This window comes from Flavobacterium panici (genome assembly GCF_903819335.1).
Taxonomy (GTDB): domain Bacteria; phylum Bacteroidota; class Bacteroidia; order Flavobacteriales; family Flavobacteriaceae; genus Flavobacterium; species Flavobacterium panici.
On the sequence record NZ_CAIJDE010000032.1, the window covers coordinates 134469 to 154681 of the forward strand.

Below are 20213 nucleotides of genomic sequence, written 5' to 3' on the forward strand. Positions count from 1 at the left end.
TTAGACTTCTTAGATTTTTAGACTTTTGTCTCTCTGAGCGAAGTCGAAGAGTTTGGAATTTGGAATTTAAAAAATTGAATATTTACAAATTATCAGATGCGTACCATTCTGCAAATGAAGATTCTGTTTCCTGAAGTTTAAGGGAGAAAAGAGAAATTCCAGACGGAAGTCTTGCGATAATTCTTTCTGCAAAATCTACCACCATGTTTTCACTTGTTGGCTGATAATCAACCAAAATTACATGATGTCCACGGTTTTTTAATTCATTTGCTAATTCGACATGCGGCGTTGTTTGGTTAAAAACAGTTGCATGATCGAACTGATCGACGATTTCTTCTTTTACAATTTTCTTTAGATCAGAAAAGTCAATCACCATTCCGAATTTCACATTAGACCTGTCAGTAATTGGCGAACCAATAACGGTTACCGACAATTTATAACTGTGCCCGTGAACGTTCTTGCATTTTCCGTCGTAACCGTACAATGCATGTCCGGTTTCGAAACTAAATTGTTTTGTAATTCTGATATTACTCATCGATTTTTAATTTAAGGTTGCAAATTTACAAATTAATAACCGTTTTTGTCTCTTTTTTTGGCTCTGATATACATCCAGTAAGCAATTCCTATCAAAAACAGGAACGGAATAAAAGATCCTATCAAAACTCCAATTTGATAACCGCTGTCTGGAGCGTTTTTAATTTTCTCTGCAACATCGACTTTTTGCAGTAATGAAATAATATACATATTCAAAGAATTTATTTAACACATAGAAACATAGATTTCTATACTTGATAAAAGAATAATAAAAAAACCAGTTTTTCACGCATAGCTATGTGCATAAATGCAAGTGAAACGCCTTTATACAAAAGCCAAAAAACTATGTTTCTATCTGTTTAAATTATTAAGCAAACTTATTTTTTAAATTGTCTCAAGGCATTTCTGCTAAAATCAGACAAAACTAGTTTTCCTGTAATTGAAGCTCTTTCGATTAGTAATGATTCCCATTGTTCTGTACCTACCCAAATAATCTTTTTCATTTCCTGAAGCGCTTCGGGATTGTATGAACTTAATTTTTTAGCAAAATTCTGAACATCGTTATCCAGATTAGAAGCATCGCATAAAACAGAATATAACCCTTTTTGAAAAGCCCATTCAGCTGTTTTCCATTGCTCGGCAGCCAATGTCATTTCGGCCATTGCAGTTTTTCCTATTTTACGAGAAACAGCTGGTTCAATTACAAAAGGTCCAATTCCGATAGCGAGTTCAGATAATTTCACATCACTTAACAATGTTGCAAAAGTATAATCACAAGCCGCAATAATTCCCACGCCTCCACCAACTGCTTTTCCCTGAACGCGGCCAATAATTAATTTATTGCAATTACGCATTGCATTTAGCAAATGTGCAAAACCAGAAAAAAATTCTGCCCCTTGTTCTTCATTTTCAACTTGTAAAAGTTCATCAAATGAAGCTCCGGAACAAAAAGCTTTTGTTCCCTGACTTTTTAAAATGATAACCGAAACATTCTCATTTCGGCTCAATTCGTTGATTTCTGTTGTCAGTTGATTTAATAATTCACGTGGAAAAGAATTACTTGCAGGATGCCCAAACTGCACTGTGGCAATTGTATCTTGAAAAGAAGTCTCTAAAGATCCTTTTGTATTTTCTGAACTCATAAAAATATTTTTAAACGTAAAGTTACGCTTTTGAAAAATATTTATCTGATAGGTTCTAAAATTTGTTTTTTGAGAAATATTTGACTTTATTTGTTAACGCTTTGGGGGATTAGCTCATTTGGCTAGAGTACTTGCCTGGCAGGCAAGGGGTGACCGGTTCGAATCCGGTATTCTCCACGAAAAATAAAACCTTGTAAATTTAATTTTACAAGGTTTTTTATTTTAATCCTCAGAGTTCTAATGTAAACCCCCAGCATTTTCAGCACAATCTTGTCATTTCGACGAAAGGAGAAATCGCACTCGTATTTCCGCAAAGTAATCGCCAATCTTTGTAGAGTTTCTAGTGCGATTTCTCCTTTCGTCGAAATGACAAACTGCATCTATATCTCTCTATAATTTATTTTTCATTTGCCGAATCCTCAGTATTAATATCTACTTCCTCTTCTTTTTTGAAATCATTATTCAGCAAATCAGTAAGTTTCTTTTTTTCCTTTTGATTTTTTCTAATTGTTAATACAACCAAAATGATAATCAAAACGGCTACAACTCCTATTACAATCCAATTAATTTCCATAATCATAAATTTTAATTAAAAGTAAAAATTTAAACTACACTCCATATTATCAAAATGTTAAGCATTATTTTTTGAACTTTATTTTACACTTTGAAGCCAGAGAAAAACATCTTTTCCCCTGAAGTGAAATTAGAAAGCTTTTTGTTTTGTGAAAACTTTTTTTACATTTATAATCGTTAATCACGATCAATTACAAACCTAAAAAGCACATTTAAATACCACGTTTATGAATATTAAAATACCAACATTACTCGCCGCGACAGCATTCTTATTTTTTTCTTGTAACAATAAAAAAACCATTGAAGACAAAGAAATACCTGCAGTTGACAAAACTGCAGCGATAGAAAATGACACAATCCAAGAAGAATCAGCTCCCAGAAAAGAAAGTATCAATTTATTTACAATTATGCCAAAAGACAGCAGTGATATTGCTTTTGTTTCGCTTTCGGACATATACCCAATTGGCGACGAAAAAGATACGCTTGCTTTGCCTAATCTTGAAAAAATTGGAAAAGACAATGCTGAATATTTTACGTTTGATAAAATTTACAGAAAAAGATTTTTATCTAAAACCAATATCTCCGAAAATGATTCTGTTTTCGTATTAGATTATGCTAAAAACAAACTGGCTTCTTTTGCTGTAAAAAATCTAAAAACAGCTGCGTTATTAAACGGATATTCTTCTGGTGAAGATTGGCCTTATCACAACTATGATTATATGATTGGCTTCGAAATCAATAAAAAATATTTGAACGGTTTCAGCGAATATTATAGAGACGCTATAGTGTATGTTGGCAAAGAAAATCCATTTTCAAAAGAACGTTTAAAGCCAATTGCCTGGAAAAAAATTGCAAAAAAAGACTGTCCGTCTAAAACATTGAAAAATGAAGACCGTACTTTATTAAAAAACACAGTATCAGGCAATACCTATTTATTTAAAACAGATAGTTATAATTATTTTCTACAAGATTATCTCGATAGTCATAAAATAATTTATGCCAGACGTCTTTTAGTTGCCGATTCTAAAACTCAAGATATTATTATCGAAAAACTTTACAGCCAAAGCGAAGGCACCTCTCCTGCTCCGCTTAATTATGAAGATGGTCCCGATGCCAACCAATGGACAGGAAAACTTTTTAAAGATAAACCGCAAGTTGTTTTCGGCTTTTTGTATGAATCATTTGGATGTCTGGGAATTTCAATTATTGATAAATCAAACGAAGAAATTTATCTGCAGTGCGATAATCGTCATTAAAAACTAAAAATTCCAAATTCCAAATTCCAAATTCCAAATTCCAAATTCCAAATTCCAACTACAAAAATTATAATATATACAATGAAAGAAATTAAAAACCGCATAGCTGCCTGTGAACTTGAATATGATGAAATAAAAGAATCGTCTCCAGCTTCAGACGAAGAAATACAAAACTTAAGCACTTATTTTTCGCAGCCTTTACCAGAAGAATTAATTGCGTTTTATAAAACAGTTGGCGGAATTGAATCTGATGAAATATTCAGCATTTTTTCTCCAGAAAATCTTTTGGAACAAATTCAGGAAAGATCAGATCTTGCAAATAATTCTACAGGAATTATCGATATGATTATTGCTTTTTGGGGAAATGACAGACCTGAATTTCAGGAATATGAATTTCTTACCGAAGAACAAACTCAAAAAATAAACGAAGCTTTTCCGTGTATTGGCTGGATAATGTCAGAAGAAGATATTAATGAAAGTGGCGAATATATAATTTTCGACAAAAACGGAAACTTCACCAATATATATTGCCATCAGGATAGTATTGACGATACCGCAAATCAATTACTTGAATTGCTCGTTTCTGGAATTCCGGAAAGAACTTTAGAAGATGTTCTGGAAGAACTTTTTGAACGTGCCGAAGGAAATTTAAGTCGATGGGATTAAACCATTATTCTTAATTTTCTAATCAAAATAGTAAAAAACCAAAATCTAAATCATGTCTGAATTAAGCTCTTTATATTGTAAAGTAAAAATCTCAAAACCACAGTTTGAAAAGTTTTTAAACAGCCCGCTTGAAGAACCCGAATTAAATGAAAACTGGATCGATTGGTGGAACAGCCGCAAAATGTATTCAAAAATGGAATTGACTCCAGAATTACTGCGTACTTATAACGACGATATTAATGAAGAAGTTATTGACGGCTGGATTGATTATCCCGAAGCAATGGCTTTTTCAGATTACGATGAAACTACCGAAGAATGGCATTGGGGAATGATGTTTTTCAGTCAGAATTTTACAGAAATGATACCAATGTTTGCCTTTATCATAAGCTTGGAGAAATACGTGATTGAAGGTACAGAAAACCAAGCGATTGTTTTTCCTTTCTTTTGGGGAGATGACGCTGTTCATGTTTATATTTATTTTGAAAATGGAAAAGCGATATTGAGTCCGAAAGCGCAGACTTTAAAAGATGTAGATCCGAAGTTTATAGAACAGACAAAAGACTTTCTCAACAAAAAATGGGATCAGATGGCGAAAGAAATGGATTTGGATAATTTGGATTAATTTTTAAAGCTTTTATATTGATGATTAATAAGGACAATTTAAAATTATATACTTACAAAGAACTCAAAGCTGTTCTTCCTGCCGGAAATCAATTAGAGAAACTATACGAAAAAGCAAAAGACAAAAATAAATTTGACGAACAATTTATCTGTGTTCACGAAGGTGATATTGCAACAGAAGCGCTAAATCCGAATGATGATGTGGGCTGGGGCGTTTATTATAAATTTATAGAGGAAAAAGAAAATATTCCGCTTTTTTCTATTCCGGTTATCTTAGGCAATGTCAGCTGCAAAACAGCATCAATAAAAGAAGTTTTGATTACCGGAAATCTTCACACTAAAAACCTCGACATAAATTATACAAGTAGACCCAATACTTTTTCGCAGGTAATGGGAAATGTAACAGTCGACGAAGTTTTATTTACAACCGGAAAAGGTTTAGGCGGAAAACCGTTTGAATTTCAGGTAAATGGCGATGTAAATATTCATACCTGGATTAATCTTGAGCAAGCTGGTATTTCGGCAAAATCCTTAACGGTAAAAAAAGAATTTTCTTTTCCGCAGGTTTATGCTACCGAAGACAGAGGTAAACACGCTCAAAAGGAAACTGATTGGAGCAAACACAGTCTGGAAGAACTTACCAATTATTTCAATAAAGAAAATCTTAATTTGGAAGAATATGGAAATTATGTAGAATTCTTTTTCCGCGTTCCTACCAAACTTTCAAAAGCAGATTATGATTATCTGGCGAAATAATCCAAAATATTAAAACAATAAAATTGTATGAAAAGTTGTATTTTTACTTCTTTCAAACTCTAAATCGTATTTTACCAAAACAAGTCTGTTTTTTACTGAAAATCGATTTTGTAAATGTTTTTTAAATACCTTTGAATTATGAGCACAGCAACAAAACCAAATCATATCGGGCGAAAAATAAGTCGTATTCGTGAACTTCGCGATATGAAGCAAGAAGCTTTGGCACAAGCTTTAGGCATGAGCCAGCAATCAATATCTACAATTGAAAACAGCGAAACGATTGACGAAGAAAAACTTGTCGAAATTGCAAAAGCACTTGGTGTATCTGCAGAAGCGATAAAGAGTTTTTCTGATGAAAATATGATCACTTATTTCAATACTTTCCATGATACTGATTTCAGTAATAGTCAAGGAGCTTTTGGTCAAAATCATCAATGCAATTTCAATCCGCTTGATAAAGTTGTGGAACTTTATGAACGTTTGGTTCAGGCTGAGAAAGATAAGGTTGAATATTTAGAAAAATTATTTAAGGGGAAATAGTTCTCTTTATTTTTAATAATATAAAAAAGCCATTCCTTTTCAGGAATGGCTTTTTTTATATTATTAAATTTCGTTCAATTATTCCTGATCATCAATTATTGAATCTAGAGCATTTTTTTTTACGGATTCAATACCATTCTCTCTAGCTGAAACACTTTCATACATTTCGCTTGATCCAATAATTTGACCATTTGACGCTCTCAAATTAAAATAAGGTCGCCCATTTGAAGATTCTCTTCTATCAAATCTATTATCATCTTGCGAATTTGTTTTAACAGATTCTACACCATTCAAACAAGCAGCCTTAGTAGTATAACCTTCGCTTGTTAGGATCGTTTGACCATTTCCAGCTTTAAGATTAAATTGGAATTCACCATTTGTTCGTTTTGTAATAACAAATTTACCCATTGTATGTAACTAGTTTATATTTAGTAAAGATTTCGACTTCAAAGATAATTATTCTACTTGAGCTTTAAATTTCCAAAACTCATCATAATGTTTTAAATCTTCAATTACTTTATCTTCCTCCTTAATTAATGCTTCAGTAATTTCAATACCCGCCTTTTCTAAAGCTACAGATATTCTTTCTGTCAAATCTACAACATTATATCCTGTTTGTTTATGAAAATCTTTTTGCAAAAAAGTGAGATTATTTATATAAGTGTTATCTCGTCCAACCAATATAATATCTTCATGGATATTTGCTAAAATTATTTCCCAGTTAATTTCGTCTCCCAATGAAAACTTGCTTGAAGTTGGAGGATTTCCAATGTTTTTTCTTTTGACTGCCTTACTTATGATTTCATCAGTAGTGAAATAGACCTTATCCTCTTTTAAGGATTCATTTACAAATTCCTTAAAATAATTTGCAATAGGATCTTTTGCTGAGTTTTTTAAAATTTCTGAAATACTTGAACTTACAATCTTTTGCTGTGAATTATATTGTTTTTGAATCTCAACTAACTTTTTAAATTCGGGCAAGTTCTGAAGATATGAACTTGAAAAATTATCTAATTTAGATTCTATTTGAAATCTTTCCTGTACGCTTTTTATAACGCCTTCTCTACTTCTTTCAAATTCTTGTATTATTTGATCCGTTAAAATAAATTTATCTATATTTTCAATTAGAGTGCTAAAAATATGTATCGATGCACTATTAGAACGATAAAAATCTAGAAATATATTTGTATCAATAAGTATTTTCATTCGCAAACTTTTATATTTTATCGGTAAATATATAAATATTTTCCTTCAAAAAAGATGCAATTAAATCTAAACTTAACTTATACCATAAAAAACTTTTCCTTTTTAGTAGAATCTCATCTCAACAAAAACCCCATTCTAATCGACCCAAAAAAGTACCCAGTATTCGTATCATTAACATCGCCTTCTAATTCTCTTCCGCGGTAAATAAAAGAATACGACATATTGAAGTTATTGTGTCTGTATTTCAAACCAAACTCGGCATTAAAACGAAGCGGAACCAAATCGAAAGTTATAGGACTTGTATCGTTAAACATACTTCCTTCGATTGTAGCATCATAAAACTGGTAATTAACGCTTGGCATGGCGTAGAAATAAAATTCTCGGATATTCGGCTGCGCATTCGCATTTACCGAAGCATCATGAAGATTTGAATCGTAAATTGGAGTTAGTCTTTTAAAACCAATTCTAGTCAAAAATCCTGTTGAAACTCCTGTAAAAATAGTTCCCAAATTTGCTTCAGACTGAAAATGAAGATCTATAAAATCGTTATGTTTCGATGGAAATAATTTCTTCGAATACATAACATGCGCCTGAACCGCCAAAGCATTATGCAGCTGATTGTCCCAGCCGTAAACTGTTTTATATCCAATAAGTTTATGAAAACCTTCCTGCGTTTCTTCTCCCAAAGCATTCGGTCCCATATATCCCAATTGGAAATCAGTTTTTAAAACCGATTCACTTTGATAGAAAAAGCTTCGTCCGGCTTCTGCAAAAAGATAACCTGTAAAAGGGCGATCGTTTACCTCAACGGCTTCTTTATTAATAAACCTCGGATTATAAATATATTGCCCAACTCTGAATTCGGTTATTTTTTTATTGATTTTCTCGTTTTCATTCTTGGATAAAAAACGATAAAAAATCTCCAAACCATTGGTATAATACATATCGTTTTTAGACGAAGTGTATAAATCATTGTCGGTTATAAAACCTATTTCTTTAGTTTTTCCTTGTCCAAAAGTTAACGTTGAAGTCAAAATCAGAAAAGCAAAAAATGCTTTTTTATTTCCCATCCCCGCTATAATTGATTTTCCCTACGTAACGCATCTCGCGAACAATTCTTTCTTTTCTTCTGTTAATATAACTTGACGAACCTGTAGCTTTAAATTTTCTCGGATTTGGTAAGATTGCCGCAATTCCCGCAGCCTGCATTGGCGTTAAACTCGAAGCATCTCTACGATACCAATGTTCTGTCGCTGCATACGCGCCGTAAACACCGTCGCCCATTTCGATACTATTTAGGTAAACTTCCATAATACGTTCTTTACCCCAAATAATTTCAATTAAAACAGTAAAATAAGCTTCAAGACCTTTACGGAAATAACTTTTTCCCTGCCATAAAAAGACATTTTTTGCCGTTTGCTGCGAAATCGTACTTCCACCTCGAATTCGGCGTCCACGTTCGTTGCTTTTATAGGCTTTTTGCAATGCTTTAAAATCAAAACCGTTGTGCGTTAAAAAAGTTCCGTCTTCGCTGGCGATTACGGCTTTTTGCAAATTCATCGAGATTTTATCAATTGGTTCCCAATCGTGATCAAAATAAACTTCTTTTCCGTCCATTTTATTTTCGATGGCACGAATAAGCATTAAAGGTGTAAAAGGCACGGGGACGTATTTAAAAAAGATAACCGATCCTATCGAAATTCCGAAAAACCATAACATAGTTTTAATCAAAAACCATTTTACCTTTTCTCCAAAAGAACGGTTTGATTTTTTTCCAGACGTTTTTGGTTTTGGTTTACTTGCGGTTGTTGTTTTTTTTGGTGCTGGTTTCTTCGCTGCTGCCATTATATTAAATCTGCTAATTCTGTTCCTACTAAACTGCCTATCGCTACTCCCATTCCGCCTAAACGTACTCCACAAAACACGTTTTCAGACAATTGAGAAACAACAGGACTTTTACTATTTCCAATTCCCATAATGCCGCTCCAACGGTGCGCGATCTGGAAATCCTGATTTGGTAAAATTACATTTTTCAGCAACTCTTCCAATTTATTTTGAACAATTTCTGTTTGACCAAATTCGGTCGTCGTTTCCGTTTCAAAATCTAAATTTCGGCCTCCGCCAAATAAAATTCGGTCGCCAATATTTCTGAAATAATAATAACCGCGATCCAAGTGAAAAGTACCTTTTATATCCAGATTTTTAATAGGTTCTGTAATTAAAACTTGAGCACGCGCGGGTTTCACCGCTCCATTTGTCAAAGTATTTGCAAAACCATTTGTGGCAAAAAGTAATTTATTGGTTTTAAAACTAAAATCGTTAAGTACCACTTCAACATGATTTCCAGCATCAGCATAAGAAGTTACGGTTTGCTGATTCAGGATTAAAATATCTGCCGAAACCGCTTGCTTCAATAATTCCTGCATCATATTTCCGGTATCAATTTGCGCTTCAAACGGATTAAAAATTAAATAATCATGAATATTCCCAAATCCGAAACGGTCTGTTTCTTTAGAAAAAACATCGGCCTTAAAAAGTGGTTTTAAAATTTCGTTTATAAAAGGCAGTTTCGAAATACATTCACTAAATCCAAATTCATCTTCTTTCAAAAACAATTCATATCCGCCGTGAGGTTTAAAATCAATTGCCTGATCTCCTAATCTTTTTCGGAGTAATTGCAAACCTTTCCAGCGTTTTTCGATAAGCGCGACAACATCTTCTTCTGAATGCGTTTTTAAATCATCTAAAATTTCCGAAAGACTTCCGAAACAGGCAAAACCAGCATTTTTTGTACTCGCGCCCTGCGGAAGCATTCCTCTCTCAAGAACCAAAATTTTCGCAGCAGGAAATCTTTCGCGTAAGCGTAAAGCAGTATGCAGGCCAACAATGCCGCTGCCCACAATTGTATAATCAATATCTGTGAACCAGTTTTTTAGTTCCCAATAACTTAGTTCCATATCTTTATTAAATTCCAATATTTAAATTCCAAATTCCAATCTTGGGTTAAATTACAAATTTTTTAAATTCCAAATTCCAATCTTTGTTATTGATTTTTTAATAGTGCTTATTTTTATTTTCAAAGATTATCAAAAAATAATTCGTGAATTCGTGGCGAATAAAAATTTAAGGCAACGTTTTTGGAATTTGGAATTTCATAATTGGAATTTTAACAATAAATTGGAATTTGAAATTTAACTGATTGGGATTTAAATGTTGTATTTTTAGCGCACAAAAAAATAGAATTTTTATTATGAAAAAAGTATTATTAACAACCTTAATAATGATGAGTTTAAACGCTATCGGGCAGAATGTTATGTCTCCGGAATTGTTATGGAAATTAGGCCGAGTTACTCCGCTTGGAATTTCTAAAGATGCAAAAAATGTAGTTTTTAAGGTTTCAACGCCTTCTGTAGAAGAAAACAAATCGCATTCTAAATTTTATACTATTCCTGTAAACGGAGGAAATGCAGTTGAAATTAAAGACACGAAAGACGTTTTAGCAGATAAAAATGTTTCGCCAGACGGAAAATATTTAGTTTATAATGAAGAAGTAAAAATCGACAATGTTTTAGGTAAAGATTTTTATCCGAAGTTAGATAAATCAGATGCTCAAATTTATGATGGTTTAGATTATCGTCATTGGGATACCTGGAACGAAGGAAAATTTAATCACGTTTTTTATAAAGAAAACAAAGACGGTGCAAAAGGAATCGACATCCTGAAAGGTGAAACTTTTGATTCTCCGCAAAAACCTTTTGGCGGTGACGAAGATTATATCTGGTCGCCAGACAGCAAAAGTATTTTTTATGTGTGCAAGAAAAAAGCAGGAACGGCTTATGCAGTTTCTACAAACACGAATATTTATGAGTACAATTTAGAAACTCAAAAAACAACCAATAAAACCGAAGATAATTTAGGTTATGATACAGCACCGCAATTTTCTCCAACAGGAAATTTATCTTGGTTGCAAATGAAACGTGATGGTTACGAGTCGGACAAAAACGATATTATTGTTGAGTTTAAAGGAATCAAGACGAACTTAACGGCAAATTGGGACGGAACTGTAGATAATTTTATCTGGAGTAAAGACGGAAAAACGGTATTTTTTGTTGCGCCAATTGACGGAACAAAACAACTTTTCTCTGTTAATTTTCCGGGTTTAACTAAAATCGCGATTCAGGTTCGTCAGTTAACAAATGGTGATTTTGACGTAAATGATTTAGTTGGTTTTTCTGGAGATGATATCATCGTTACGAGAACGGATATGAATCATGCTGGTGAGATTTTTTCTTTTAATTTGAAGAAAAACACTTGGAAACAACTTTCAAATATCAATACTGAAACGTACAAAACTTTAGCATTAAGCAAAACAGAAAAACGTTACGTTACAACAACTGATGGTAAAAAAATGTTAGTTTGGGTTATTTTACCTCCAAACTTTGATGCTTCTAAAAAATACCCAACTTTATTGTTCTGTCAAGGCGGACCTCAAAGTGCGTTGACACAATCGTATTCTTTCCGTTGGAATTTCTCTTTAATGGCGGCAAAAGGTTATGTAGTTGTGGCGCCAAACCGTCGCGGTATGCCGGGGCATGGTGTTGAATGGAACGAGCAAATTAGTAAAGACTGGGGCGGACAAGTTATGGACGATTACCTTTCTGCAATTGATGATGTTGCTAAAGAAAGCTATGTTGACAAAAGCCGTTTAGGATGTGTTGGAGCAAGTTACGGAGGATATTCTGTATTTTATTTAGCAGGAATTCATAAAAACCGTTTTAAAACTTTTATCGCTCACGATGGTGTTTTCAATACAGTTTCAATGTTAGGAACTACTGAGGAAGTTTTCTTTAACAACTGGGATTTTGGCGGAGCATATTGGGAAAAAGATAATGCTGTGGCTCAAAAAGCTTATACTACTTTTAATCCGGCAACTTTAGTTCAAAACTGGAATAAACCAATTTTGATTTTCCAGGGAGGAAAAGATTTCCGTGTACCAATTGGGCAAGGACAAGAAGCTTTCCAGGCAGCGCAGTTAAGAGGAATCAAAAGCCGTTTTGTGTATTTTCCAGATGAAAATCACTGGGTTTTAAAACCACAAAATGCTCAGGTTTGGCAAGGCGAATTTTTTAAATGGCTGAGCGAAACGCTTTAAATCATAAAATTAAAATAAACTTAACCGCAGTATTATTTATATAATCTGCGGTTATTTTATTTTTAAAACCTTTGAATTATGTAAATATTTGATTTGCATTTACTTTTCTTAAATGGAAATTTTAAATAAATTGCGGGGAATTGTAATTTTAGTAAACTTCGTAAACGCCAAATAAACACTATGGAAAGCAAAAAAAGTTATACAGCACTTAAGGTTTTATTCAGCTATGTTGCATTACTTGCTTTGGTGGTTACTGTGGGATGGTTTCTGTATTCTGAAAACGTGGTTTATAATAAACTCGAAGATAAAATTGCTCAGGAAAAAACTAAAATTCTCCGCGTAAGTAAGTTGTTTTCGAATGTTTATAAGACCGAAAGTTTAGCCAGAAAAACAATTCAAACCAATTCTGAAACAGATTTTAAAAGTTATCTTGTCGAAACCGATTCTTTAAAAGCGAGAATTGATACTTTAAAACAAATTGTTACTACAGAATATCAGAAAGTTTTATTGGATAGTGTGACGTATTTATTATCTGAAAAAACAGAAAATATCCGACAATTAAAAACGATCAAAAATAAAGCCGAAGACGAAGTTTCGGTCAATAATGCTATTGACGAAATTACCAAAATGGAGTTTAATCTTCGAAAACTGGAACTTCAGGATTTTACTAAAAACCCAAATGAATTGGGAAGTTACCAGCGAAATGTACTGCAGAAATATGTAGATTATTTGAATCAGAATATTCCGGATGACAGCACGAACACGTTGAGTAAAAAGGCTTCGGATTCTATTTTGGCCAATTCTAAAAAACTGCTTAGCAACGTAAAAGAAAAAGCCGAAAAGAAAAAAGAAACACTGAATTTTGAGGAAAACAAATTGCTGAAAAACGAAATTGCCATTTCTGAACAGCTTAGAAAAGTACTTCGAATTATCGAAAGGGAAATTATCATCAATTCGATAAAAAACAATTCTTTAAAAGAAAAATCACTTAAAAAAGTCAACGAGATTGTAACGGCTTCGGCTATTGCGGGTTTAATTTTGACTTTGTTTTTTTCTGTTTTAATTGTGAGTGATTATTCGAAATCTCAGTTGTATAAAAAACAGCTTGAAATTGCGAATTTTAAAACTAAGAATTTATTAAAAAGCCGCGAACAGTTAATCTCGACGGTAAGCCACGATTTAAAAACTCCTTTAAGTACGATTGTAGGTTATTCTGAACTTTTAGGAAATTCTGATGTTAATACCAAACAATCTTATTTTATTAAAAACATCAAAAATTCATCTGAATATATTACACAGTTAGTTCAGGATTTATTGGATTTCTCCAGAATCGAAGCAGGAAAAATTACGATTGAAAAAGTTCCGTTTTATCTTCCTGAACTTATTGAAGATACGGCTCGAAATATTCAAACGGTTTACAAAGAAAAAAACATTGATTTGATTATTAATGTAGATGATAAACTGCACACAAGAGTTGTTGGAGATCCGTTTCGACTGAAACAAATTCTAACCAATATTATTGGGAACGCTTATAAATTTACAGAAGAAGGTCATATTAAAATCAGTTCGTATGTGAGCGAAAATGAAAACTTTTTTATTATTACAATTGAAGATACCGGAATTGGAATTGAAAAAGGAAATCAAAAATTAGTTTTTGAAGAGTTTGCTCAGGCAAATGAAAATATCGAAAAGAAATATGGCGGAACTGGTTTAGGTCTTTCTATCTGCCAAAAGATAATTTCGTTTATGGGCGGAAGAATAAGTCTCGAAAGCACTTTTGGTAAAGGAAGTACGTTTGAAATAAAAATTCCTTTAATTCTGGATCAAAGCGAAATTACGGTTGAAGAAATAAAAAGAAACATTGCACGAAATACGACAAAACAGACTTTCGTAGTAATTGACGATGATATTAATCTGCTGAATTTAACGAGCGGCGTTTTAAGACAAGAAGGGCATCAGGTTTTATCTTTTAGCAATGCTGTAAAAGCATTAGAAGCGATCCAGAATACTAATTTTGATTTTGTGATTACCGATATTCAAATGCCGGAAATGGACGGATTTATGTTTTTGAAAAGTCTTCGAAATTCTGAAAAAGATATTTATAAAAATCAGCCTGTAATTGCCTTAACCGGAAGAACAGATTTAGACGCTGCCGTTTATGATGAAGCCGGTTTTACCACAGTTGTAAATAAACCATATTCGCCAAAAATATTACTGGAAACAATTCAGCATATTCTGGATCATGATACATTGCCAAAAGCAGCAATAAATGAAGTTGAGGAAACAGTTTCTTCCCAATTGTATACTTTAGATACTTTGAAAGAGTTTTTAGGGAATGATCAAAATGCTTTAAACGATGTATTAAAAGCTTTTATAATAAGCAGTAATGAAAATTTAGATTTGCTGGAAAATGCGATTCATGAAAAAAATGTTCCTGAAATAAATTCGATAGCGCATCGAATTGCGCCTATGTTTAGACAAATAGAATCGCGAGATGTTAGCATTCTATTAAAAACACTGGAACAAAATAATCTTGAAATTGCAGATTCTAAAGATATTTTTGAAGCGCTTAAAGCAAAAACAAACAAGCTTTTTGCCGTTTTAGAACAAGAAATCGTTTAATCGATATTGTAGTGCTTTAATTTATTGTAAAGCGTTTTTCTGGTAATTTTAAGCAGTTTCGCCGCTTCCGATTTATTATTCTGTGTTCTGTTCAAAGCTTGGATAATGGCTTCTTTTTCATTATCTGATAAAGAAAAGCTGCCACTAAAACCTGCTTGTTTTTGAGATTGGAAAAATTCAATTGGCAAAACATCGCTTTCAATAAAATCTCCTTGTGTTAAAAGTGTGGCACGTTTTACGCAGTTTTGTAGTTCACGTAAATTTCCCGGCCAGTTGTAATTTTGAAAAATAGAAACTACTTCCGGAGAAAATCCAATAATGTCTTTATTCAATTGCTGATTGGCTTTTTCAAGGAAATAATCAGCAAAAACCATTAAATCTTCGTCGCGATCTTTTAAAGATGGAGACTGAATAGAGAATTCGTTGATTCTATGGTATAAATCTTCTCTAAAATCGCCGTTTTTTACTGCCTCACGTAAATCTTCGTTTGTAGCGGTAATAATGCGGATATCGACGTTTATTTCTTTATTACTTCCAACAGGTTTAATTTTTCTTTCCTGAAGTGCACGCAATAACTGAATTTGGTTTTCGTATGAAAGGTTTCCTATTTCGTCCAGAAAAAGAGTTCCGCCGTTTGCTGCTTCAAAATATCCCATTTTGTCGCTGATTGCTCCGGTGAAAGATCCTTTTAAATGTCCGAAAAATTCGCTTGCTGCCAGTTCTTTCGGAATGGCTCCGCAGTCGACTGCAATAAAATTGTTGTTTTTTCTATTACTTTGCTGATGGATACTTTTCGCAATAATTTCTTTTCCCGTTCCGCTTTCGCCGATGATTAAAACCGACATATCTGTTGGACTTACCAATTGAATATGGTCTAAAAGTTTTTTTGAAGCGACAGAAATTCCGCGTACAAATTCATTTTCGGCAGAAACTGATTTCTTTACCGATTTTTTTTGTTTAACCGGAGCTTCATTTTCTTCTTCAGTTTCTGAAGTTTTCAATGCATTTGTAATAACCAATAAAACCTCATCTGGATTGAAAGGTTTCGAAATATAATCGGCCGCGCCGTTTTTAATTGCTTTTACAGCCGTATTTACATCAGAATATCCCGTCATTAAAATCACCGGAATTTCAGGATGTGAATTCTTGATTTCTGACATTAGTACAATTCCGTCAGAATCAGGCAAGCGAAGATCTGTCAAAATCAAATCGAAAGATTCATTTTTGATTGCCGATCTGGCTTCTGATGCAGAAAACGCGACGCTTACTTCGTATTGGTTTTTTACTAGAAATTTCTCTAATAATTTACAAAATGAAATATCATCTTCTATTACTAATATCTTTGACATGTGACTGGAGGGACTTTTTTGCTAAAATAATACTATTAAAGTTATAATTTCTTAAAATTATGCGAAAAAAAAAGAGATTGCACAATGCAATCTCTTTTTCACCAAAAACATAAATCTAATTTCACCTAATTATATCTTCAACCAGTTGCCATTGACATCTGAATACACAGTAGCCTTTTGGTCACCAACCGATATTTCTAATTTGTATTCTTTTTTATCATTAACATACGCTTTTTCCAGTTTTGCATTTGGATAAGCGGTTTGCAGAGCAGTCTTTACAGCTGCCGGAACAACATCTGTGCTAATTTCAGTATATTCTGTTTGTACAGAAACCGTCGTTTTTACTTTATTTGGAGTTATCTCTGCTATTGCAGGAATTGATAAGCATCCTAAAAGAATAGCTGCTGAGATGGCTAACTTTTTCATATTGCTCTGTGTTTAATTATTTTTTAATGATATTTCCTGAAGCATCAGTAAAAAAAGTATATTTCTTACCTTCTTTTGAAATTTCAAGTTTGTACTCGTCTTTAGCATTTTTCCATGCTTTTTCCAGTTTAGAACCTACAAACGATTTTTCAATTGTAGATTTTACAGCTGCCGGTACGGCATCTGGAGCAACTTCAGTATATTCATCCTGAACGTTTACCGATTTAACTACTGAATTTGATTGTAATGGAGCTGCTGCCTGAAGAGACAAACCTCCTAAAATAATCGCTGCTGATAAGATTAACTTTTTCATAATGCTTTAAGATTTAGAGTTATTATTTTTTAAGAATAGTTCCTGCGGCATCAGTATAAACGATTGATTTTTCGCCTCTTACTGTAACCTCAATTTTATATTCTTTTTTCGAATTCACATAAGCTTTGTCCAATTTTACACCTGGATAAGCTTCATCAAGTGATTTTTTAATCGCAGCTGGTACAGCGTCGACTTCTTTATAATCATCTTGGTAGTTTATTGTATTTACTGTCGTGGTGGTTAAAACAGTATTTCCTGCTTGCATTGACAGCCCTCCTAACAGGATTGCTGCCGATAATATTAGCTTTTTCATAATAATAGTTTTTTTAGGGTTAGTTTTTTATTTTTTTACCCAAGATCCATCGGCATTAGCATAAAGAGAACCTACTTTGTCTCCAACTGTTACTTCTAATTTGTATTGAGAAGCACTGTTTTTGTATGCTTTATTTAGAACTGCGTCCGGATATGCTTTTTTAAGAGCATCTGTTACCGCTGCCGGTACTTCTGTTAATTTCACTTCAGTATAATCATCTTGAAATGATACTGCTTCTACGATAGTATTTGTAATTGGCGAAGTTGAAGCAAATGATGTTAAACCTCCCAAAACGATTGCGGCTGATAAAAATAAATTTTTCATGATAATTATTTTTTAATATTCGTAATTTAATCTTAGTATTTTTAATTTGGATTTTCACGGTACACGGGATTATTTTTTAATCCAGGTTCCGTCAGCATTAGCAAAAAGATTTCCTACTTTGTCGCCCACTGTTACATCCAATTTATATTCTGACTTTTCATTTTTGTAAGCTTTAGTAATTACTGCGTCAGGATAAGCTTTTTTCAAAGCTTCAGTAATTGGAGCTGGTAATTCTTCTAATTTAATTTCAACATAGTCGTCTGCAACTGAAACAACTTTTACAATAGAATTCGTTATTGGAGAAGTTGAAGCAAATGATGTTAAACCTCCTAAAACGATCGCGGCTGATAAGAATAAATTTTTCATAATGTGTATATTTTAAATAGTTAATAGTTTGTTTACACTTTAGATAAAGAAACTATTGTGCCGAAAACCAAATAGCAACCTTAAAACCTGCTTAAAGTCTATAAATAAAGGAATTGCTTAAAATGTGCCAAAAATTCAAATAGTGTAAAAGTGTATACTTTAAGGCAGAAGTGTGTAAAAAGTATACACTTTTTGTGTATACTTCGCTATTTATCTTTTTGTTTAAGCTGGACTGAAGTCCAGCTCTACAATATAATTTGTTCCTTCGGAACTTTTGAAAGAGCCTTCGGCTCGAACTATATTGTAGAGCCGGACTTCAGTCCGGTTTAATAGATGAAATTTCTAAAAATAAAAGGCCATCGATTGAGGGCTTTAAATTATTCCGGGCTATTCATTTTGAAAAACACAATGCAAATACATTAATATTTTTTTTTCTACCAATCAAATATTCTTATGCAATAACAAATAACATCCTTTTGCTTAAACTGGACTGAAGTTCAGCTCTACAAAATAATTTGTTCCTTCGGAAGTTTTAATGAGCCTTCGGCTTGAAGTATTATTTGGCGGATTTTAATCCGGTTTAATGTATGGATATAAAAAACAAACCCGACAGGTTTAAAAAACTGTCGGGTTGAAATTTGATTATAAAAAAGCTGTCGATTTTTCGACAGCTTTTTTATTTATTATTCCTCAATGGGTTTCATTTTGAAAGTATCCATAAAGGCAGTTGTATAATCTCCTGCAATATATTTTGGATCATCCATTAATTGTCTGTGGAAAGGGATTGTAGTTTTCACACCTTCAATTACAAATTCGTCAAGAGCTCTGCGCATTTTGCTGATTGCTTCTTCACGAGACTGCGCTGTTGTAATTAACTTAGCAATCATTGAATCATAATTTGGCGGAATGCTATATCCTGAGTAAACGTGAGTATCTAAACGAACTCCGTGTCCTCCTGGCATATGAAGCGTAGTAATTTTTCCCGGTGAAGGACGAAAATCGTTATAAGGATCTTCAGCATTAATACGACATTCGATAGCGTGTAATTCTGGTAAGTAATTTTTTCCTGAAATAGGAATTCCGGCAGCAACCATAATTTGCTCACGAATTAAATCGTAATCAATTACTTGTTCAGTAATTGGGTGCTCAACCTGAATACGAGTATTCATTTCCATGAAATAGAAGTTTCTGTGTTTGTCTACAAGAAATTCTACAGTTCCAGCTCCTTCGTATTTAATGAATTCAGCAGCTTTTACAGCAGCTTCTCCCATTCTTGTACGCAAGTCATCTGTCATGAAAGGCGAAGGTGTTTCTTCAGTAAGTTTTTGGTGGCGACGCTGTACAGAGCAATCTCTTTCAGAAAGGTGACACGCTTTTCCGTAAGAATCTCCAACAACCTGAATTTCGATATGACGTGGTTCTTCAATAAGTTTCTCCATGTACATTCCGTCATTTCCAAAAGCGGCAGCAGCTTCCTGACGTGCGCTTTCCCAAGCTTTTAAAAGCTCATCTTCTTTCCAGATTGCACGCATTCCTTTTCCACCACCACCAGCAGTAGCTTTCATCATAACTGGGTAACCAATTTCAGCTGCTGTTTTTTGTGCATGTTCAAAAGATTCTAACAATCCGTCTGAACCTGGCACACAAGGAACTCCTGCAGCTTTCATTGTAGCTTTTGCAGAAGCTTTATCTCCCATTCTGTCGATCATTTCAGGAGCCGCACCAATAAATTTGATTCCGTGCTCTTGACAAATTTTTGAGAATTTAGCATTCTCAGAAAGGAAACCGTATCCTGGGTGTATTGCGTCTGCATTTGTAATTTCTGCAGCAGCAATAATATTTGACATTTTTAAATACGATAAGTTACTTGGAGGAGGTCCAATACAAACCGCTTCGTCAGCAAATTTAACATGTAGACTTTCTGCATCGGCTGTAGAGTAAACTGCTACAGTTTTGATTCCCATTTCTTTACATGTACGAATTACACGAAGTGCAATTTCTCCTCTATTCGCAATTAATATTTTTTTAAACATCTTATTTTAATTAGATAATTA

At 33.3% G+C, this 20213-nt stretch carries 23 protein-coding genes and 1 tRNA gene; 8 read left to right on the forward strand and 16 right to left on the reverse strand.

Translation table 11 applies throughout. From position 1 onward, the window contains the following. Nucleotides 1-82: 82 nt before the first annotated feature. From FLAPXU55_RS05555 to FLAPXU55_RS05565, 3 genes are all read right to left on the reverse strand, one after another. Nucleotides 83-535 carry a 6-pyruvoyl trahydropterin synthase family protein gene (locus FLAPXU55_RS05555; protein WP_053473283.1) on the reverse strand — a complete coding sequence of 151 codons (453 nt, stop codon included), beginning with the start codon at nt 533-535 and terminating at the stop codon, nt 83-85. A gap of 32 nt (nt 536-567) precedes the next feature. Then, complete coding sequence (locus FLAPXU55_RS05560) at nt 568-744, reverse strand: hypothetical protein (RefSeq protein ID WP_180856906.1); 177 nt, start codon at nt 742-744, stop codon at nt 568-570. 167 nt (nt 745-911) lie between these two features. Continuing rightward, entirely contained in the window at nt 912-1676 is a 765-nt protein-coding gene (locus FLAPXU55_RS05565; protein ID WP_180856907.1) for an enoyl-CoA hydratase/isomerase family protein, read from the reverse strand. A 103-nt stretch (nt 1677-1779) separates the two neighbouring features. Between FLAPXU55_RS05565 and FLAPXU55_RS05570 the strand changes: the two genes are divergently transcribed. Beyond that, nucleotides 1780-1853 (forward strand) — tRNA-Ala (locus tag FLAPXU55_RS05570). Nucleotides 1854-2073: 220 nt separating this feature from the next. On the opposite strand, the gene FLAPXU55_RS05575 is transcribed toward FLAPXU55_RS05570, so the two are convergent. Then, complete coding sequence (locus FLAPXU55_RS05575; protein WP_165590701.1) at nt 2074-2250, reverse strand: hypothetical protein; 177 nt, start codon at nt 2248-2250, stop codon at nt 2074-2076. A gap of 226 nt (nt 2251-2476) precedes the next feature. On the opposite strand from FLAPXU55_RS05575, the gene FLAPXU55_RS05580 reads away from it, so the two are divergent. The 5 genes from FLAPXU55_RS05580 to FLAPXU55_RS05600 all read left to right on the forward strand — a co-directional run bounded on the left by FLAPXU55_RS05580 (nt 2477) and on the right by FLAPXU55_RS05600 (nt 6088). Beyond that, entirely contained in the window at nt 2477-3505 is a 1029-nt protein-coding gene (locus tag FLAPXU55_RS05580) for a hypothetical protein (protein WP_053473286.1), read from the forward strand. 81 nt (nt 3506-3586) lie between these two features. Next, complete coding sequence (locus tag FLAPXU55_RS05585) at nt 3587-4171, forward strand: SMI1/KNR4 family protein (protein WP_180856908.1); 585 nt, start codon at nt 3587-3589, stop codon at nt 4169-4171. Nucleotides 4172-4223: 52 nt separating this feature from the next. Continuing rightward, nucleotides 4224-4793, forward strand: coding sequence for a hypothetical protein (locus tag FLAPXU55_RS05590; protein WP_053473288.1), 570 nt, complete (start codon nt 4224-4226; stop codon nt 4791-4793). Between the two features lie 20 nt (nt 4794-4813). Then, nucleotides 4814-5548 (forward strand): hypothetical protein, encoded by a 735-nt coding sequence (locus FLAPXU55_RS05595; RefSeq protein WP_053473289.1) that lies wholly within the window; start codon nt 4814-4816, stop codon nt 5546-5548. 138 nt (nt 5549-5686) lie between these two features. Then, on the forward strand, nt 5687-6088 hold the full coding sequence (locus tag FLAPXU55_RS05600; protein WP_053473290.1) for a helix-turn-helix domain-containing protein: 402 nt from the start codon (nt 5687-5689) through the stop codon (nt 6086-6088). Between the two features lie 78 nt (nt 6089-6166). On the opposite strand, the gene FLAPXU55_RS05605 is transcribed toward FLAPXU55_RS05600, so the two are convergent. The 5 genes from FLAPXU55_RS05605 to FLAPXU55_RS05625 all read right to left on the reverse strand — a co-directional run bounded on the left by FLAPXU55_RS05605 (nt 6167) and on the right by FLAPXU55_RS05625 (nt 10251). Further along, entirely contained in the window at nt 6167-6496 is a 330-nt protein-coding gene (locus FLAPXU55_RS05605; RefSeq protein WP_053473291.1) for a YegP family protein, read from the reverse strand. A gap of 48 nt (nt 6497-6544) precedes the next feature. Further along, a complete protein-coding gene (locus FLAPXU55_RS05610) occupies nt 6545-7294 on the reverse strand; it encodes a PIN-like domain-containing protein (protein WP_053473292.1) in 750 nt (249 codons plus the stop codon). A gap of 113 nt (nt 7295-7407) precedes the next feature. Then, a complete protein-coding gene (locus FLAPXU55_RS05615) occupies nt 7408-8364 on the reverse strand; it encodes a lipid A deacylase LpxR family protein (protein ID WP_180856909.1) in 957 nt (318 codons plus the stop codon). Continuing rightward, nucleotides 8354-9139, reverse strand: coding sequence for a monofunctional biosynthetic peptidoglycan transglycosylase (mtgA, locus tag FLAPXU55_RS05620; RefSeq protein WP_053473294.1), 786 nt, complete (start codon nt 9137-9139; stop codon nt 8354-8356). The genes FLAPXU55_RS05615 and mtgA overlap by 11 nt, the downstream gene beginning before the upstream one ends. After that, entirely contained in the window at nt 9139-10251 is a 1113-nt protein-coding gene (locus FLAPXU55_RS05625; protein WP_053473447.1) for an NAD(P)/FAD-dependent oxidoreductase, read from the reverse strand. Before FLAPXU55_RS05625 ends, mtgA begins: the two co-directional genes overlap by 1 nt. 293 nt (nt 10252-10544) lie before the next feature. Between FLAPXU55_RS05625 and FLAPXU55_RS05630 the strand changes: the two genes are divergently transcribed. Together FLAPXU55_RS05630 and FLAPXU55_RS05635 are read left to right on the forward strand one after the other, a co-directional pair. Further along, complete coding sequence (locus tag FLAPXU55_RS05630; RefSeq protein ID WP_180856910.1) at nt 10545-12446, forward strand: S9 family peptidase; 1902 nt, start codon at nt 10545-10547, stop codon at nt 12444-12446. A gap of 180 nt (nt 12447-12626) precedes the next feature. Beyond that, nucleotides 12627-15068, forward strand: coding sequence for an ATP-binding response regulator (locus FLAPXU55_RS05635; RefSeq protein WP_180856911.1), 2442 nt, complete (start codon nt 12627-12629; stop codon nt 15066-15068). Here FLAPXU55_RS05635 and FLAPXU55_RS05640 read toward each other — a convergent pair. The 7 genes from FLAPXU55_RS05640 to accC all read right to left on the reverse strand — a co-directional run bounded on the left by FLAPXU55_RS05640 (nt 15065) and on the right by accC (nt 20192). Further along, nucleotides 15065-16417, reverse strand: a complete 1353-nt coding sequence (locus tag FLAPXU55_RS05640; protein ID WP_180856912.1) for a sigma-54-dependent transcriptional regulator — start codon at nt 16415-16417, stop codon at nt 15065-15067. The two genes, FLAPXU55_RS05635 and FLAPXU55_RS05640, sit on opposite strands and share 4 nt — an antisense overlap. 129 nt (nt 16418-16546) lie before the next feature. After that, entirely contained in the window at nt 16547-16843 is a 297-nt protein-coding gene (locus FLAPXU55_RS05645; RefSeq protein WP_053473298.1) for a hypothetical protein, read from the reverse strand. 16 nt (nt 16844-16859) lie between these two features. Next, on the reverse strand, nt 16860-17156 hold the full coding sequence (locus FLAPXU55_RS05650; protein WP_053473299.1) for a hypothetical protein: 297 nt from the start codon (nt 17154-17156) through the stop codon (nt 16860-16862). Between the two features lie 22 nt (nt 17157-17178). After that, nucleotides 17179-17469: a hypothetical protein gene (locus tag FLAPXU55_RS05655; RefSeq protein ID WP_053473300.1), complete on the reverse strand. Its 291-nt coding sequence runs from the start codon at nt 17467-17469 to the stop codon at nt 17179-17181. 27 nt (nt 17470-17496) lie between these two features. Next, nucleotides 17497-17793, reverse strand: a complete 297-nt coding sequence (locus tag FLAPXU55_RS05660) for a hypothetical protein (RefSeq protein ID WP_053473301.1) — start codon at nt 17791-17793, stop codon at nt 17497-17499. Between the two features lie 69 nt (nt 17794-17862). After that, nucleotides 17863-18159 carry a hypothetical protein gene (locus FLAPXU55_RS05665; protein ID WP_180856913.1) on the reverse strand — a complete coding sequence of 99 codons (297 nt, stop codon included), beginning with the start codon at nt 18157-18159 and terminating at the stop codon, nt 17863-17865. A 683-nt stretch (nt 18160-18842) separates the two neighbouring features. Next, entirely contained in the window at nt 18843-20192 is a 1350-nt protein-coding gene (gene accC / locus FLAPXU55_RS05670) for an acetyl-CoA carboxylase biotin carboxylase subunit (RefSeq protein ID WP_053473303.1), read from the reverse strand. Between the last annotated feature and the right edge of the window lie 21 nt (nt 20193-20213).